Annotated in this window: 13 protein-coding genes and 2 tRNA genes; 12 read left to right on the top strand and 3 right to left on the bottom strand. The window is 71.8% G+C overall.

The annotated features are described in order from the left end of the window. Positions 1 to 8: 8 nt before the first annotated feature. The 8 genes from KU893_RS21245 to KU893_RS21210 all read left to right on the top strand — a co-directional run bounded on the left by KU893_RS21245 (position 9) and on the right by KU893_RS21210 (position 5,978). Entirely contained in the window at positions 9 to 515 is a 507-nt protein-coding gene (locus KU893_RS21245; protein ID WP_218236516.1) for a ribose-5-phosphate isomerase, read from the top strand. Then, complete coding sequence (locus tag KU893_RS21240) at positions 515 to 1,351, top strand: Fpg/Nei family DNA glycosylase (RefSeq protein WP_218236514.1); 837 nt, start codon at positions 515 to 517, stop codon at positions 1,349 to 1,351. The genes KU893_RS21245 and KU893_RS21240 overlap by 1 nt, the downstream gene beginning before the upstream one ends. After that, positions 1,306 to 2,394: a PP2C family protein-serine/threonine phosphatase gene (locus KU893_RS21235; RefSeq protein WP_218236512.1), complete on the top strand. Its 1,089-nt coding sequence runs from the start codon at positions 1,306 to 1,308 to the stop codon at positions 2,392 to 2,394. Before KU893_RS21240 ends, KU893_RS21235 begins: the two co-directional genes overlap by 46 nt. 76 nt (positions 2,395 to 2,470) lie before the next feature. Next, a tRNA-Gly gene (locus tag KU893_RS21230) sits at positions 2,471 to 2,541 on the top strand. A 39-nt stretch (positions 2,542 to 2,580) separates the two neighbouring features. After that, positions 2,581 to 2,653 (top strand) — tRNA-Pro (locus KU893_RS21225). 66 nt (positions 2,654 to 2,719) lie between these two features. Beyond that, on the top strand, positions 2,720 to 4,111 hold the full coding sequence (gene tig, locus KU893_RS21220; protein ID WP_218236510.1) for a trigger factor: 1,392 nt from the start codon (positions 2,720 to 2,722) through the stop codon (positions 4,109 to 4,111). 133 nt (positions 4,112 to 4,244) lie between these two features. Beyond that, the gene (locus KU893_RS21215) at positions 4,245 to 5,414 is read left to right on the top strand and encodes an esterase/lipase family protein (protein WP_218236508.1); all 1,170 of its coding nucleotides are present in this window, start codon (positions 4,245 to 4,247) and stop codon (positions 5,412 to 5,414) included. Between the two features lie 87 nt (positions 5,415 to 5,501). Next, positions 5,502 to 5,978 (top strand): SRPBCC family protein, encoded by a 477-nt coding sequence (locus tag KU893_RS21210; RefSeq protein WP_218236506.1) that lies wholly within the window; start codon positions 5,502 to 5,504, stop codon positions 5,976 to 5,978. 155 nt (positions 5,979 to 6,133) lie between these two features. On the opposite strand, the gene KU893_RS23400 is transcribed toward KU893_RS21210, so the two are convergent. Beyond that, a complete protein-coding gene (locus tag KU893_RS23400; RefSeq protein WP_218236504.1) occupies positions 6,134 to 7,528 on the bottom strand; it encodes a PQQ-like beta-propeller repeat protein in 1,395 nt (464 codons plus the stop codon). A 220-nt stretch (positions 7,529 to 7,748) separates the two neighbouring features. Here KU893_RS23400 and KU893_RS21200 point away from each other — a divergent pair, with 220 nt between their 5' ends. The 3 genes from KU893_RS21200 (at position 7,749) to clpX (ending at position 10,362) form a co-directional block, all read left to right on the top strand. Beyond that, positions 7,749 to 8,354 carry an ATP-dependent Clp protease proteolytic subunit gene (locus KU893_RS21200; protein ID WP_218236574.1) on the top strand — a complete coding sequence of 202 codons (606 nt, stop codon included), beginning with the start codon at positions 7,749 to 7,751 and terminating at the stop codon, positions 8,352 to 8,354. A gap of 5 nt (positions 8,355 to 8,359) precedes the next feature. After that, entirely contained in the window at positions 8,360 to 8,965 is a 606-nt protein-coding gene (locus KU893_RS21195) for an ATP-dependent Clp protease proteolytic subunit (protein WP_179729806.1), read from the top strand. Positions 8,966 to 9,084: 119 nt separating this feature from the next. After that, entirely contained in the window at positions 9,085 to 10,362 is a 1,278-nt protein-coding gene (clpX, locus tag KU893_RS21190) for an ATP-dependent Clp protease ATP-binding subunit ClpX (protein ID WP_218236501.1), read from the top strand. A gap of 306 nt (positions 10,363 to 10,668) precedes the next feature. Here clpX and valS read toward each other — a convergent pair whose 3' ends face one another. Further along, positions 10,669 to 13,287: a valine--tRNA ligase gene (gene valS, locus KU893_RS21185; protein WP_218236499.1), complete on the bottom strand. Its 2,619-nt coding sequence runs from the start codon at positions 13,285 to 13,287 to the stop codon at positions 10,669 to 10,671. Between the two features lie 57 nt (positions 13,288 to 13,344). On the opposite strand from valS, the gene KU893_RS21180 reads away from it, so the two are divergent. After that, entirely contained in the window at positions 13,345 to 14,502 is a 1,158-nt protein-coding gene (locus tag KU893_RS21180) for a SpoIID/LytB domain-containing protein (protein WP_218236497.1), read from the top strand. Here KU893_RS21180 and KU893_RS21175 read toward each other — a convergent pair. Continuing rightward, the gene (locus tag KU893_RS21175) at positions 14,468 to 15,670 is read right to left on the bottom strand and encodes a benzoate/H(+) symporter BenE family transporter (protein ID WP_218236495.1); all 1,203 of its coding nucleotides are present in this window, start codon (positions 15,668 to 15,670) and stop codon (positions 14,468 to 14,470) included. The genes KU893_RS21180 and KU893_RS21175 overlap by 35 nt on opposite strands. Positions 15,671 to 15,682 lie beyond the last annotated feature (12 nt).

Genomic DNA, 15,682 nt, shown 5'->3' with positions numbered 1-15,682 from the left:
TGGCGCCCATGCGCGTTCACCTCGGCTGCGACCACGCCGGCCTCGAGCTCAAGTCCCACTTGATCGGCTGGCTGACCGAGCACGGCTACGAGCCGGTCGACCACGGCCCGTTCGTCTACGACGCGCTCGACGACTACCCGGTCTTCTGCCTGCGTGCGGCCGAGGGCGTCGCCGCCGACCGCGAGCAGGGCCTCGACAGCCTCGGCGTCGTGATCGGCGGCTCCGGCAACGGCGAGCAGATCGCGGCCAACAAGGTGAAGGGCATCCGGGCCGCGCTCGCCTGGTCCGAGGAGACCGCCACCCTGGCGCGCGAGCACAACGACGCCTGGGTCGTCGCGGTCGGCGGCCGGATGCACACCCTCGAGGAGATGACGCGTCTCGTCGAGGTCTTCCTGGCCACCCCGTTCCCCGGCGACGAGCGCCACGTGCGCCGCATCGGCCAGCTGGCGTCGTACGAGACGACCGGCGACCTGCCGCCCCTGCCCGAGTCGGCGCTCGGGCACGGCCAGGACTGATGCCTGAGGGGCACACCCTCCATCGTCTCGCCGGCGAGATCACCGCGGTCTTCGGGGGGAGCCGCGTCCGGGTCGGCAGCCCGCAAGGCCGCTTCGCCGAGTCGGCCGCGCAGCTCGACGGCGCCCTGCTCGTCGATGCCGAGGCCTGGGGCAAGCAGCTGTTCATCCGGTTCGAGGGCGACCGGTTCGTCCACGTCCACCTCGGGCTGTACGGCACCTTCGACGTCCGCGACGGCGTCGCCGAGATCCCGCTGCCGGTGGGGCAGGTGCGGCTGCGCCTGGCCCGCCCCGGTGCGTACGCCGACCTGCGCGGTGCCACGACCTGTGCGCTCGTCACGGGGGCGGAGCGCGCGGCCGTCGCCGCGAAGGCAGGCCCGGACCCGCTGCGCGAGGATGCCGACCCCGAGCGGGCGTGGGCCCGGGTCTCCCGTAGCAGCGCACCGATCGGCACCCTGCTCATGGACCAGACCGTCCTGGCCGGCGTCGGGAACGTCTACCGGGCCGAGGTGCTGTTCCGCCAGCGCATCCACCCCCTGCGCCCGGGTCGCACGCTTCGCCGTACGCAGTGGAGCGCGATCTGGGACGATCTCGTCGTGCTGATGGCGCAGGGCGTGCGCACCGGGCGGATCGACACCGTCCGGCCCGAGCACACCCCGGAGGCCATGGGCCGTGCGCCGCGGGTCGACGACCACGGCGGCGAGGTCTACGTCTACCGGCGCACCGGCCAGGCCTGCCACGTCTGCGGGAGCAAGGTGCGCACCGAGGTCCTCGGCGGCCGCAACCTGTTCTGGTGCGCGCGCTGCCAACCGGTCTTCCGCTCCCGGGCGGCACGATGATCCGGCGCCTTCGCGCAGCGCGCTCCGACATCGTGATCGCCAGCCTGCTCGCGCTCTTCGCCTCGGCGGTCGTGGTCGCGATCGCGATCCTGCCGGCCGACGTACCGGTCAACCTGGTGTTCCTGCCGCTGGTGCTCGGCATCCTGTTCCTGAGCAACCGGGTGCTGCGCTGGTTCGCGGCCTTCATCATGGTCGCGCTCACCGCCGCCGCGGTCCTGCAGGACCCCTACGAGGTGCGGGTCGTCGTCGCCCTGGGCGTGATGTACGGCCTGGCGGTCCTGGTGATCCTGCTGTCCCTGCGCCGCGACCACATCGGGGTCGGCCCGATCCGCGGCCAGTCGATGCTCGTCGACCTGCGCGACCGGATCCTGGCGCAGGGGGAGATCCCGCAGCTCCCAGCCGAGTGGCTGGTGCAGTCGGCGCTGTCGTCGGCCGGGGGGTCGCCGTTCGCCGGGGACTTCGTGGTCGCCACCGCCAGCGACCGCGGCCGCCGGGTGGAGCTGGTGGTCGTCGACGTGTCCGGCAAGGGCGAGGCTGCCGGCACCCGGGCCCTCCAGCTGTCCGGCGCGATGGGCGGCCTGGTCGCCGCGCTGCCTCCGGAGCGCTTCTTCCCGGCAGCCAACGACTACCTGCTCCAGCGCGCCTGGGAAGAGGGCTTCGCGACCGCGGTCCACGTCTCGGTCGACCTCGGCACCGGCGACTTCGAGCTGCGCTCCGCCGGCCATCCGCCGGCCGTGCAGCGCGAGGCCGGCTCCGGGCGCTGGAAGCCGCTGCGTCCCGACGGCCCGGTCCTCGGCATCGTCGACGAGGCCGAGTTCGGCTGCCACCGCGGCCGTCTCGCGCCCGGTGACAGCCTGCTGCTCTACACCGACGGCATGGTCGAGGAGCCGCGTCGCGACATCGACCTGGGCATCGACCACATGATGGGGCAGGCCGAGTCGCTGCTGCGCGGGTCGTGGGACGGCCTGGCCCGGCGGCTCGTCGCCGCGGTCGGCTCGCCCGACGACGACCGGGCGCTGCTGGTGGTCCACCGGCGCCCCTGAGTTGGGGTAGGCGCGTGTGCGTGTGGCACGATTGCGCGTGGTCTCCAGCCGTGCGTGAGCGTGGCTGCGACCGGTCGGGGATGTAGCTCAATGGTAGAGCCTCAGTCTTCCAAACTGATTACGCGGGTTCGATTCCCGTCATCCCCTCGAAGTGCGGCCCGGCCACCCCAGCGCCGGGCCGTTCCGCGGGGCGTAGCGTAGTGGCTAGCGCGCCTGCTTTGGGAGCAGGAGACCGCAGGTTCGAGTCCTGTCGCCCCGACAGATCGCCCCGATCGGCGGGCCCTCGTGGCCCGTGCACCATCCCCAGACCAGTAGGAGAACACCTGTGAAGAGCGCCGTCGAGACCTTGAGCCCGACCCGGGCCAAGCTGACCGTCGAGGTGCCCTTCGAGGAGCTCAAGCCGAGCCTCGACGCGGCGTACCAGAAGATCGCGAAGCAGATCAACGTCCCCGGCTTCCGCCGTGGCAAGGTCCCGCCGCAGGTCATCGACCGCCAGGTCGGCCGCGGCGTGGTCCTCGACGAGGCCGTCAACGACGTGCTGCCGAAGGCCTACGTCGAGGCGCTCCAGGAGAACAACCTCACCCCGCTGGCCCAGCCGGACATCGAGGTGACGAAGTTCGAGGACAACGACGGGCTCGAGTTCACCGCCGAGGTCGACGTGAAGCCCGAGTTCGAGGTGCCGGCGTACGACGGCATCGAGGCCTCGGTCGAGGACCTCGCGGTCTCCGACGAGGATGTCGCCGAGCAGGTCGACGCGCTCCGTGAGCGCTTCGGCACCCTGATCGACGTCGAGCGCGCGGCCCAGGACGGCGACTTCGTCGTCATCGACCTGGTCGCCACCAACGACGGCGAGGTCGTCGAGGGCGCCGAGATCTCCGGCTTCTCCTACAAGGTCGGCAACGGCGGCATGATCGACGGTCTCGACGAGGCCCTGGCCGGCATGTCGGTCGACGAGGAGAAGACCTTCACCACCCAGCTCGTCTCCGGCGACATGGTGGGCCAGGACGTCGAGGTGGCCGTCAAGGTGACCCAGGTCCAGGAGCAGGAGCTCCCGGAGCTCGACGACGAGTTCGCCCAGGAGGCCTCGGAGTTCGACACCCTCGACGAGCTGCGCGACGACGTCCGCGAGCGCCTCACCCGCGGCAAGCGCCTCGAGCAGGCCGCCGCCGCCCGCGACGCCGTCCTCGAGGCCCTCCTCGAGAAGGTCGAGATCCCGCTGCCCGACACCATGGTCACCGAGGAGCTCAACGCTCGCCGGGCCAACCTCGAGCAGCAGCTCCAGTTCGCCGGCATGACCCTCGAGAAGTACCTCGAGGACGAGAAGCAGACCCAGGAGGAGTTCGAGGCCGACCTCGAGCGCCGGGTCCGTGACGCCGTCGCCGCGCAGTTCCTCCTCGACGCCATCGCCGACAAGGAGGAGATGGGTGTCGACCAGGGCGAGCTGACCCAGCACATGATCCGCCGCGCCCAGCAGTCCGGTCAGGACCCGCAGGAGTTCGTGAACCACATGTTCGAGCACAACCACGTGCCCGAGCTGGTCCAGGAGATCCGCCGCGGCAAGGCGCTGCAGCTGCTCGTCGAGGGCGCGACCGTCAAGGACGCCGCCGGCAACGTCGTCGAGCTGAAGAACCTGCAGGCCGACGGCACCATCGGCGAGCCCGCCGACGAGGCCGACGAGCCTGCCGCCGAGGAGACCGAGGCCCCCGCCGAGGCCTGATCCTCACCGCTGTCCCGTTCCGCGGCCCCCGACGTGCACCACGTCGGGGGCCGCGGCGTTGCGGTCCGCTGGGGGCGGTGCACGCGAACCGTTGAGTGCACGCATGTGCACTCAACGGGCTAGCCTGTCCGCCATGACCACTGTCCCGACCGTCGTCGACGCCCTGGCCCTGGCCACCGCCGTCGTCGACGACCTGGTCGTGACGACCGCCCGCGACACCCACCAGGCGATCGCCCGCCGCGCCCACGGCGTCGCCCGCCGCAGCGTCGGGCCCGCCGCCGTGCCTGTCGAAGTGCTGCACCGCGGCGTCGCCGGCCTCGTGTACGGCGCCGTGGGGCTCTCCTTGCGCGGCGCGAGCCGCGGACTGGCGCGCCTCGGTGAGTCGGGGGCCGGACCGGCCCTCGAGGACGGGCCGCGCGGCCGGTTCGTCAACGCCGCGGTCAACGGGCTGATCGGCGAGGAGCTGCGCCGCGACCGGCCCCGGCTCGCCATCGAGATGGGCGTGCGCCGCGAGGGCCGCGACGTCCCCCTCACCGCCGGCGGGGTGGCCGGCGCCTTCCCCGACGCGACGGGGCAGGTCGTCGTGTTCCTGCACGGCCTGTGCGAGAACGAGGACTACTGGCGCCGGCACCGCGACCGCCTGGGGTCGACGTACGGCGAGAGCCTGGCCGCCCGCGGCTGGACCCCCGTCTACCTGCGGGCCAACACCGGGCTCGCGTTGCGCGAGAACGGCGTCGTGCTCGCCTCCCTGATGCAGCGCCTCGTCGACGCGTGGCCGACGGAGGTCACCCGGATCGCGCTCGTCGGGCACTCGCTCGGCGGCCTGGTGCTGCGTGCCTCCTCGGCGGTCGTCGCCGAGGGCGACGGGCCCGCGCCCTGGACCCGCCTGGTCAGCGACGTGGTCACCCTCGGCACCCCGCACCTCGGCTCCTGGTTCGCGGTCGGCGCCGACCACGCCAGCCGCACCCTCGCCCGTGTCCCCGAGGTGGCCGCCCTCGGTCGGGTCATCGACCGCCAGGCGCCGGGCATCCACGACCTGATCGAGGGCCTCGCCCACGACGTACCGCCCCTGCCGCACGCGCGCTACCGCCTCGTCACGGCCACCCTGACCCGCTCCGCGCGCCACCCCGTCGCACAGACCGTCGGCGACCTGCTCGTCACGCCCCGCTCGGCCGTCGGCCGCGACCGTCGTGGCACCGAGCTGTTCCCCGGCGCGGAGGTGCTGCACCTCGGCCGCACCGACCACTTCGGGCTGCTCAACCACCCGGAGGTCCATGCCGCGCTGGCCCGCTGGCTCGCCTGAGCAGCCGGAGCAGCCGGGGGCATCCAGGGGGCATCTCCTCCCGCGGGAGGTGGTGGTGCAGCGCCGCGGGCGGCCATGATGAGCGCCATGACGACGAGAGCCGCGCGCGAGCTGCGCGCCGAGGCCGTGATCGAGGCGCCGGTGGCGCACGTGTGGGCGCTGCTGACCGACTTCGGTCAGATGGCCGCCTGGAGTCCCGAGACGGTACGGATGGTGCCGCTCAAGCGGGGCGGCCTGCGCGTGGGCCAGTGGTACCTCGGCATCAACCGGCGCAAGGGCGTCGTGTGGCCGACCCGCTCGGTGGTGGCCGACGTGGCGCCCGAGCGCCGGCTGGTCTGGGACACCCCGTCCAGCGGTGCCCAGTGGGTCTGGGAGCTCGAGGCGGACCCCGCCGACGCCGGCCGGACCCGGGTCGTGCACCGCCGGCCCGTGCCGCGCTCGCTGAGCCTCGGCAGCCGGGTCGTCGCGCCGCTCCTGCTCGGCGGCACCGATGCCCACGCCGACGAGCTCGAGGCCGGCATGGCCACCACGGTCGCGGGCCTCAAGGCCGCCGCCGAGGCCTAGGAGCCTGCTGAACAAGACGGGCGGGCGCGAGCGACGCCGGGTGCGTGCGGTCGCCAGAGCGGCGAGGACAGGCGTGGCGGGTCACTTCAACCGAGCCGAACGCAGCGAACGCTCCACCCGGCGCCGCGCAGCCGCGCGGATTGTTCAGCAGGCTCCTAGAACCCGGTGTAGCCCACCAGCGTCGTCGCAGCGAGCGCCCATACGGCGCTGGGGGAGACATAGGGCCCGCCGAGCGCGATGCCGTCGTCGTACCCGGCCCGGGCGAGCTCGCTGACGTCCTTCGACCACGCGACGTCGCCGGTCCTGCGGTCGAGGGCCTGCACAGCCCAGCTCGTGGCGTGGTCGGTCGCGACCTGGAGGAAGGCGTCGGGCGTCTCGGTGGGGGCGGTGTCGGTGCCCGGGCCGGTCCACTGGGTCGTGCCCGTCGCGGCGTCGAGGTAGGTCGTCGCCATGGTGCCGGCCTTGGCGTCGTATCCGGTCACGGCGACCTGGGTGCGGTCGGCCGTCCAGCGCCAGCCGTCGAGCTCGTCGCCGAGGTCGGCGCGCTCCCAGACCGGCTGGCCGGTGGTCGCGTCGTAGAGGGTCGAGCCGACGCCGACCCGGCCCTCGGTCGAGACGATCCGGTCGTCCTGGGTGTCCCAGGGCTGGCCCTTCAGCCGGAGCTGGACCTCGTCGCCGAGGAGCACCTCGAGCTTGTCGTTGCCGAAGCCGCGGTGCACGGTCCACGGGCGCTCGAGGAAGGAGCTCTTGCCGAGGTGGGTGCTGCCGAGCAGCTTGCCGGTGGCCCGGTCGAGCTCGAGCTGGGTGGCGTCCGGCTGTCCGTCCGGTGAGTCCTTCCACGCGGCGACCGAGACGTGGTCGCCGTTCAGGTCGAGGGCGGGGGAGCCGGCCCCGAAGCCCCGCAGCGGTGCCACGCCGGCGTCGGGCGGCCAGACGCTCTTCAGCGTGGCCGCGTCGAGAGCGGAGAGCGTGAACGGCGGGGGGTAGGCGGTCTCGTCGGCGCCCGGGGGCTTCGTGACGACGTACAGGACGCCGTCGTCGAGGACCGGCGCGCTGCCCGGGGCGACGGCCACGGCGGCCCCGGGGCCGGCGCCGCCCGTCTCGGCGTCGACGCGCACCAGGGCCTCGCCTCGCACGCAGTAGAGCGCGGCGGCGTCGGGCGACCAGCAGCCGGCGTACCCCTGCCCGCGCCAGAGCACCTTCCCGGCGCCGGAGACGCCGACCAGCAGCGGCTCGGCGTCGGGTCCCTGGCCGGCGACGGCGGTCACGAGGACCTCGCCGACGACCACGCCCGACGGCTGCGGGACCTCGTCGTCGCCGACGGGGGTCAGTGGCACGAACCGGCCTCCCGGAACCACCGTGTCGGCCTGGAGCTGCCAGGTCGTGCCCGGCTCGTGGAGGACGGCGGCCGCCGGCTGGGGACGGGTGTCGTCGGCCTTGCCCGGACCGCTCCTGCCCGGGTCCTCGTCGCCGGAGCACCCGGTCAGGCCCAGGCCGGCCATGAGGGTCACGACGGCGACGAACCGCCCGGCGGGTGAAGCCACGGGCATGGGGACCTCCTGGAGCGCGGCGGACAGTCGGCTCCCGGCAGGCTACCGGCGGGGTGCGACGACATCGGGGACCGCGTGGGGATCGCGCCCGGATCGAGCGCCGATCGCGAATCTGCTGTCGGCGAACAGTGGCGCCGAACGCGTGGATCTGTCTCCCGCTCCGGCTAGTGTCACTCGCGTGACTCAGAATCTTCCCGGTGGCCCCGTGCGCGGTCATGAGATGAACGGCGGAGCGGGGATCAACTTCCTCGACGACAACATCTACAGCCGGCTGCTCCGCGAGCGGATCGTGTTCCTCGGCTCCGAGGTCCGTGACCAGAACGCCAACGCGATCTGCGCCCAGCTGCTGCTGCTGTCGGCCGAGGACCCCGAGGCGGACATCTTCTTGCACATCAACAGCCCCGGTGGCTCCGTGGACGCCGGCATGGCGATCTACGACACCATGAACTACATCCCCAACGACGTCGCGACCGTCGGCATGGGGCTGGCCGCCTCGATGGGCCAGTTCCTGCTGTGCGCCGGCGCCAAGGGCAAGCGCTACGCCCTGCCCCACGCGCGGATCATGATGCACCAGCCCTCCTCGGGCATGGGTGGCTCGGCCTCCGACATCAAGATCCAGGCCCAGCAGTCGCTGCACATCAAGAAGGTGCTCCTCGAGCTCATCGCCGAGCACACCGGCCAGAGCGTCGAGCAGGTCACCGAGGACGCCGACCGCGACCGCTGGTTCACCGCGGAGGAGGCCCTCGCGTACGGGCTGGTCGACAAGGTCGTCAAGAGCGCCAAGGAAGCCGCCGCCGAAGGCCGGCCGGCCCACAAGAAGGACTGAGGCAGATGAACTACTACATCCCGCAGTGGGAAGAGCGGACCTCCTACGGGTTCCGCCGCATCGACCCCTACGCCAAGCTGTTCGAGGACCGCATCATCTACCTCGGCACGCCGATCTCCGACGACGTCGCCAACGCGGTCATCGCCCAGCTGCTGTGCCTGCAGTCGATGAACCCCGACCAGGACATCAGCATCTACATCAACAGCCCCGGTGGCTCCTTCACGGCGCTGACCGCCATCTACGACACGATCCAGTTCATCAAGCCGGACGTGCAGACGGTGTGCATCGGCCAGGCGGCCTCGGCCGCGGCGATCCTGCTCGCCGCGGGCGCCAAGGGCAAGCGGCTCGCGCTGCCCAACAGCCGGATCCTGATCCACCAGCCCTACACCGAGGGCACCTTCGGCCAGACCTCGGACATCGAGATCCAGGCCAACGAGATCCTGCGCATGCGCGAGCTCCTCGAGAAGATGATCAGCGACCACTCGGGCAAGTCCGTCGAGGAGGTCAGCCGTGACATCGAGCGCGACAAGATCCTCACCGCCCAGGGCGCGATCGAGTACGGCCTGATCGACTCCGTGCTCGAGTCTCTGAAGACCCCGGCCCTCGTCTGAGCCACGGCTCAGACGACGACCAACAAGACCGATGAGCATCCCGACGCACCCCTCGTGTCACGCTCCCGCCGGAGGGTGGCACGGGGTACCGTCGGGTAGTTCGATTGTGAGGAGGACCCGTGGCACGCATCGGTGACGGTGGCGACCTGTTGAAGTGCTCGTTCTGCGGAAAGAGCCAGAAGCAGGTCAAGAAGCTCATCGCTGGTCCGGGTGTCTACATCTGTGACGAGTGCATCGACTTGTGCAACGAGATCATCGAGGAGGAGCTCGCCGAGGGCTCCGAGGTCGAGCTCGCTGACCTGCCGAAGCCCAAGGAGATCTTCGAGTTCCTGAACTCCTACGTCATCGGGCAGGAGCAGGCCAAGAAGTCCCTCGCGGTCGCGGTCTACAACCACTACAAGCGGGTCCAGGCCGGCGTGCAGCCCATCTCGGGCAAGCACAGCAAGGACGAGGTCGTCGAGGTGGCGAAGTCCAACATCCTCGTCATCGGCCCGACCGGCTGCGGCAAGACCTACCTCGCCCAGACCCTCGCCCGGATGCTCAACGTGCCGTTCGCCATCGCGGACGCCACGGCGCTGACCGAGGCCGGCTACGTCGGCGAGGACGTCGAGAACATCCTCCTCAAGCTGATCCAGGCCGCCGACTACGACGTCAAGAAGGCCGAGACCGGCATCATCTACATCGACGAGATCGACAAGGTGGCCCGCAAGGCCGAGAACCCGTCGATCACGCGCGACGTGTCCGGCGAGGGCGTCCAGCAGGCGCTGCTGAAGATCATCGAGGGCACCACCGCCTCGGTGCCGCCGCAGGGTGGCCGCAAGCACCCCCACCAGGAGTTCATCCAGATCGACACCACGAACATCCTGTTCGTGGTGGGCGGCGCCTTCGCCGGCCTCGAGCACATCATCGAGCAGCGCGTCGGCAAGAAGTCCCTGGGCTTCACCGCCGAGCCGCGCGGCGAGGCCGAGCGCGCCGCCGACGACCTGCTCTCCCTGGTCCGCCCCGAGGACCTCACCAAGTTCGGCCTGATCCCCGAGTTCATCGGCCGTCTGCCGCTGATCGCGAGCGTCAGCCCGCTCGACCAGGACGCCCTGGTGCAGATCCTCACCGAGCCGCGCAACGCCTTGGTGAAGCAGTACAAGAAGCTCTTCGAGCTCGACGGGGTCGAGCTGGAGTTCACCGACGACGCCATCGGTGCGATCGCCGACAAGGCCCTCGAGCGCGGCACCGGCGCCCGCGGCCTGCGCGCGATCATCGAGGAGGTCCTCCTCCACGTCATGTACGACGTCCCCAGCCGTGGCGACGTCGAGAAGGTCGTGGTGACCAAGGAGGTCGTCGAGGACGACGTCGCGCCGACCCTGGTGCTGCGCGAGTCCAAGAAGAAGAAGTCGGCCTGATCGACCGACCCGCCTGACGCGGAAGGCCCCCGGGGACTCCCGGGGGCCTTCGTCGTCTCCGCGCGCCTCGCTTGTAACTAAGGGTTACAGAGCGAAAACCGGTGCCTCAACGCCGAGGTAGTAGCAACAGCGCCCGGGTAGATCGCACGTCCCGGCCAATACGGCGGCGTGAGCCTCCGATCGGTCGTGCGGGCTCGCCTGGACCAACCACCCGGGTGCTGTGGCCACTACCCGGGTGCTCTGGCACCGGAATTGGCGCTGTAACACTTAGTTACAAGTGCGTCCGGGCTCAGCCCTCTCGCCGGGCTACTCCGCCGGCTCCTCCGCGATCTCTGCCGTGACGGTCAGCTCGGTGGCGTCCTCGGCGAGCGTGAACACCAGCTCACCGACCACGTTGCCGCTGCGGCGCAGGTCGTCGGCGGCCTTCTCGGCGGCCCGGACCAGCCGCGCCGGGCCGGTGACCTCGACGCGCGCCAGCGGGGCGCGCATCTTGACCTTGGCGGCCGACTTGGCGCCACGGATGCCGGACAGGGCGGCGGCGACGGCGTCGATCAGGGAGCCGTCGGAGGCGGCGGGGGAGCCGAGCTCGGCGACGCTCGGCCAGGGCGCGCGGTGCACCGAGCCCTCCTGCCACCACGACCAGACCTCCTCGGTGACGTAGGGGAGGAAGGGCGCGAGCAGCCGCAGCTGGACCTGCAGGGCGAGGGCGAGCGTGGCCCGGGCGGAGGACGAGGCGTCGCTGTCGCCGGCGTACGCGCGCTCCTTGACCAGCTCGAGGTAGTCGTCGCAGAACTCCCAGAAGAACTTCTCGGTGACCTCGAGCGCGGTGGTGTAGTCGTAGGCCTCGAACGCCTCGCTCGCGCGGCGCACGACGCCGGCGAGCCGGCCGAGCAGCGCGGTGTCGACGGGCTGGGAGACGGCGGCCGGGCTGAACGTGGTCGCGCCGACGCTGCCGAGGACGAACTTCGACGCGTTGAGGACCTTCATCGCCAGCCGGCGGCCGACCTTCATCTGGGTCTCGTCGAACGGCGAGTCCAGGCCCGGGCGGGCGATCGCCGCACGCCAGCGGACCGCGTCGGCGCCGTACTTGTCGAGGATCTCGTTGGGGACGACGACGTTGCCCTTGGACTTCGACATCTTCTTGCGGTCGGGGTCGACGATGAAGCCGGAGATCATCGCGTGCGACCACGGGGCGACGTGGTTCTCGAAGTGCGCGCGGACCACGCGCGAGAAGAGCCAGGTCCGGATGATGTCGTGGGCCTGGGTGGCCAGGTCCATCGGGAACACCCGCGACCACAGGTCGGGGTCGGACTCCCAGCCGCCCGCGATGTGCGGGGTGAGCGACGAGGTCGCCCAGGTGTCCATCACGTCGGGGTCGCCGATGAAGCCGCCCGGCTTGCCGCGCTGCTCCTCGGTGTAGCCGGTCGGCGCCTGGGTGGAGGGGTCGATGGGCAGCTCGGCCTCGGTGGGCAGCAGCAGCCGGGTGTAGTCGGGCTCGCCCTCGGCGTCGAGCGGGTACCACACCGGGAACGGGATGCCGAAGAAGCGCTGGCGCGAGATCAGCCAGTCGCCGTTGAGGCCGCCGACCCAGTTGTCGTAACGGTGCTTCATGTGCGGCGGCAGCCAGTCGATCTCCGAGCCGCGGCCGAGCATCTGCTTGCGGATCTCGGCGTCGCGCCCGCCGTTGCGGATGTACCACTGGCGGGTGGAGACGATCTCGAGCGGCTTGTCGCCCTTCTCGTAGAAGTTCGCCATCCGCTGGGTGGGCTTCGGGTCGCCGTCGAGGTCGCCGGTCTCCTTGAGCTTGGCGACCATCGCCTCGCGGGCGGAGTGGACGGTCTTGCCCTGGAGGTCCTCGTACGCCGCCGCGGCCCTCTCCGACGAGAGCCACTCGGGCGTCTCGCGGGTGAGCCGGCCGTCGCGGCCGATCACGGTGCGGACCGGCAGCTGCAGCTCGCGCCACCACTGGACGTCGGTGAGGTCGCCGAAGGTGCAGCACATCGCGATGCCGGCGCCCTTGTCCGTCTCGGCGGCGCCGTGGGCCAGCACGGGGATCTCCACGCCGAAGACCGGCGAGGTCACCGTCGTACCGAACAGGTCGGCGTAGCGCTCGTCGTCGGGGTGCGCGATCAGGGCGACGACCGAGGGGATCAGCTCGGGACGGGTCGTTTCGATGTAGACCGGGGAGCCGTCGGCCTTGTGGAAGGCGACCCGGTGGTAGGCGCCGGCGTAGTCACGCGCCTCCAGCTCGGCCTGCGCGACCGCGGTCTGGAAGGTGACGTCCCACAGGGTCGGCGCCTCCTGCAGGTAGGCCTCGCCACGGGCCAGGTTGCGCAGGAACGCCCGCTGGCTGACGGTCTGCGCCTTCGTGCCGATCGTCGTGTAGGTCGTGTTCCAGTCGACGCTGAGGCCGAGGGTGCGCCACAGGTCCTCGAAGACCTTCTCGTCCTGCTCGACCAGCTGCTCGCACAGCGCGATGAAGTTGGGCCGGCTGATCGGGACCTGGCGCTTCGGGTCGGGCTTCTCGGGCGGGGTGAAGTCGGCGTCGTACGGCAGCGACGGGTCGCAGCGCACGCCGAAGTAGTTCTGCACCCGGCGCTCGGTGGGCAGGCCGTTGTCGTCCCAGCCCATCGGGTAGAAGACGGACTTGCCCTGCATCCGCTGGAAGCGGGCGATCAGGTCGGTGTGGGTGTAGGAGAAGACGTGCCCGACGTGCAGGCTGCCACTCACCGTCGGGGGCGGGGTGTCGATCGCGTAGACGTTCTCGCGCGGCTGGGTGCGGTCGAAGCCGTAGGTGTCGGCGTCCTTCCAGCGCTGCGCCCACTTCTCCTCGAGCCCCTCCAGCGCGGGCTTGTCCGGTACGACGACCGCGCTGGTGGGCGCGTCGGTCGGGTCCGGGGTCTGCGTGCTGTCGAGCTCGGTCATGGCCAAAGCCTATTGCGACCCGGCGTCAGGCTTTCAACTGGCAGTTACTCTCGGACGATGCGCCTGTCCTCGGGAACCATCGCCACCCTCGCCGTCGGTCTCGCCCTCGGGGTCGCCGGCCCCGCCTCAGTGCCCGCGGCCTCCGCGGCCCCAGCCGGCCCGGAGACGGTCACCCTGACGGGAAGCGGCTGGGGCCACGGCAAGGGACTGTCCCAGTGGGGCGCCCGCGGTGCCGCCGACCAGGGCCTCGCCGCGGCGCAGATCCTCGACTTCTACTACCCGGGCACCCAGCCCGGGCTCGCGGGCGGGTCGGTGAAGGTCCTGATCACCGCCGACACCTCCAGCAACGTGGTCGTCCAGCACCGGTCCCGGCTCAAGGTCCGCAGCCTCGCGACCGGGAGGGCCTGGAAGCTCGGCAAGCGGGGCGCGAAGCGCTGGAAGCTGACGGCGCACGGCGCCGACACCAAGCTGTCGGTGAAGACGCGGCGCTGGCGCAAGGTCCGGATCATCCCGGGCCAGGCCGAGTTCCAGGGCAAGGGCGGCACGATCCGGGTCTACGTGCCCGGCGGCGCGGTCGACTACCGCGGCAAGATCCGCTCCGTCGTGCCAGCCAACGGGCAGGGCCGCGACACCGTCAACGTGGTGAGCGTGGAGAAGTACCTGCGCGGCGTCGTCCCCTCCGAGATGCCCGCCACGTGGCACCCGCAGGCGGTCCAGGCCCAGGTCGTGGCCGCGCGTACCTATGCGGTCTTCGAGCGCGACAACAACGACCGCGGCGTCTTCGACGTCTGGGACACCACCCAGTCCCAGGTCTACCGCGGCGTCGCCGCCGAGGAGCCGGAGTCGAACGCCGCCATCGCCGCGACCGCGGGCCAGGTCCGGACGTACGGCGGCCTGCCGGCGTTCACGCAGTTCTCCTCGAGCAACGGCGGCTGGACCGCGCCGGGCAGCTTCCCGTACCAGGTCGCCAAGGCGGATCCGTACGAGGCGCTGACGACCAACCCGAACAAGACGTGGCAGGTGGTGCTGACCGACGACGCGATCGAGGCGCAGTTCCCCGGCATCGGTGACTTCTTGACCTTCGACATCGTCAAGGACCCGCAGCAGGGTGGTCGGGTCACCTCGGTCAAGATCAACGGGGCGGCAGGCAGCACCAGCCTGAGCGGCGATGCGTTCCGGGTCAGGTTCGGGCTGAGGTCGACGATGTTCGCGTAGTCGGCCTGGGCGCCGGCACCCGACCGGCGCGCAGGAACCCGCGCAGCAGCAGGCCGGCGAGCAGTGCCCAGAACGCGGCGCCGATCCCGAGCACGCTGACGCCGGAGGCCGCGACGACGAGGGTCGCGGCCGCGGGCTCGCGCTCGGCCGGATCGGCGAGCGCCTCGGCCAGGGCGGCGCCGAGCGTCCCGAGCAGGGCGAGGCCGGCGGCGGCCTGCATCACGCCGTCCGCGGCAGCCGCGACCAGTGTGGCGAACGCCGTGCTGGCGACCGCGAGCACGAGGTAGGTGGCCGACGCGCTGACCGCCGCGATCCAGCGGCGCCGCGGGTCGGGGCCGGCGGTCGGCCCGGCCGCGAGGGCCGCACTGATGGCGGCGAGGTTGATCGCGTGCCCACCGGTGGGGGCGCCGAGGACGGTGCCGATGCCGGTGACGGCGAGCGACTCGCGCCACGGGACGCGGTACCCGAACCCGCTCATCACCGCGACGCCGGGCACGTTCTGCGAGGCCATCGTGACGACGTACAGCGGGAGCGCGATGCCGACCAGCGCCGACAGCGTCCAGGTCGGGGTGGTCCAGGCAAGGTGCGGGGCGAGGTCGGCGGTGTCGATCCGTGCGGTCACGACCACGGTGACGAGGGCGACGAGCAGCGCGCCCGGCACCGCCCACCGCGGCGCGAGGCGGAGCAGGACCAGCCAGGTCACGACGAGTGGTGCGACGGCGGCGGGGGACTCGACGAGGGCGGTGACCGGCGCGAGGCACAGCGGCAGAAGGACGCCGGCGAGCATCGCCCGGGCCAGGCTGTGCGGTATCGCGGCGACGAGGTCCCCGATCTTCGGCACCAGCGCGGTCAGCACGATGAGCACGCCGGCGGCGACGAAGGCGCCCACGGCCGCGGACCAGCCGCCGGCCACGCCGGCGGACGTCGCGAGCAGCGCCGCGCCCGGCGTGGACCAGGCGAGGGTGATCGGGATCCGGTGGCGCACCGAGAGCCAGAGCATGCCGAGCGCCTGGGTCACCAGCAGCGTGGCGAGGCCCGAGGCCGCCTGGTCGGGAGAGGCGCCGACCGCGACCAGGCCGGCGAGCAGCACGACGAAGGAGCTGCTGAACCCGACCAGAGCCGTGACCACGCCGGCCAGGACCGGGCCGTGGGTACTCTCCTGGGACACGCCGCCTCCTCG

Source organism: Nocardioides daeguensis (genome assembly GCF_019192965.1).
GTDB lineage: Bacteria > Actinomycetota > Actinomycetes > Propionibacteriales > Nocardioidaceae > Nocardioides > Nocardioides daeguensis.
The sequence above is the reverse complement of the archived record's forward strand: the minus strand, read 5'-3'. Positions and strand labels throughout refer to the sequence as shown.

Coding starts and splice junctions, on each gene's coding strand:
- KU893_RS23400 (WP_218236504.1), bottom strand. CDS start 7,528: ATGCCCGTGGCTTCACCCGCCGGGCGGTTCGTCGCCGTCGTGACCCTC.
- KU893_RS21210 (WP_218236506.1), top strand. CDS start 5,502: ATGACGACGAGAGCCGCGCGCGAGCTGCGCGCCGAGGCCGTGATCGAG.
- KU893_RS21200 (WP_218236574.1), top strand. CDS start 7,749: ATGAACGGCGGAGCGGGGATCAACTTCCTCGACGACAACATCTACAGC.
- KU893_RS21240 (WP_218236514.1), top strand. CDS start 515: ATGCCTGAGGGGCACACCCTCCATCGTCTCGCCGGCGAGATCACCGCG.
- KU893_RS21245 (WP_218236516.1), top strand. CDS start 9: ATGCGCGTTCACCTCGGCTGCGACCACGCCGGCCTCGAGCTCAAGTCC.
- KU893_RS21195 (WP_179729806.1), top strand. CDS start 8,360: ATGAACTACTACATCCCGCAGTGGGAAGAGCGGACCTCCTACGGGTTC.
- KU893_RS21215 (WP_218236508.1), top strand. CDS start 4,245: ATGACCACTGTCCCGACCGTCGTCGACGCCCTGGCCCTGGCCACCGCC.
- valS (WP_218236499.1), bottom strand. CDS start 13,287: ATGACCGAGCTCGACAGCACGCAGACCCCGGACCCGACCGACGCGCCC.
- KU893_RS21180 (WP_218236497.1), top strand. CDS start 13,345: ATGCGCCTGTCCTCGGGAACCATCGCCACCCTCGCCGTCGGTCTCGCC.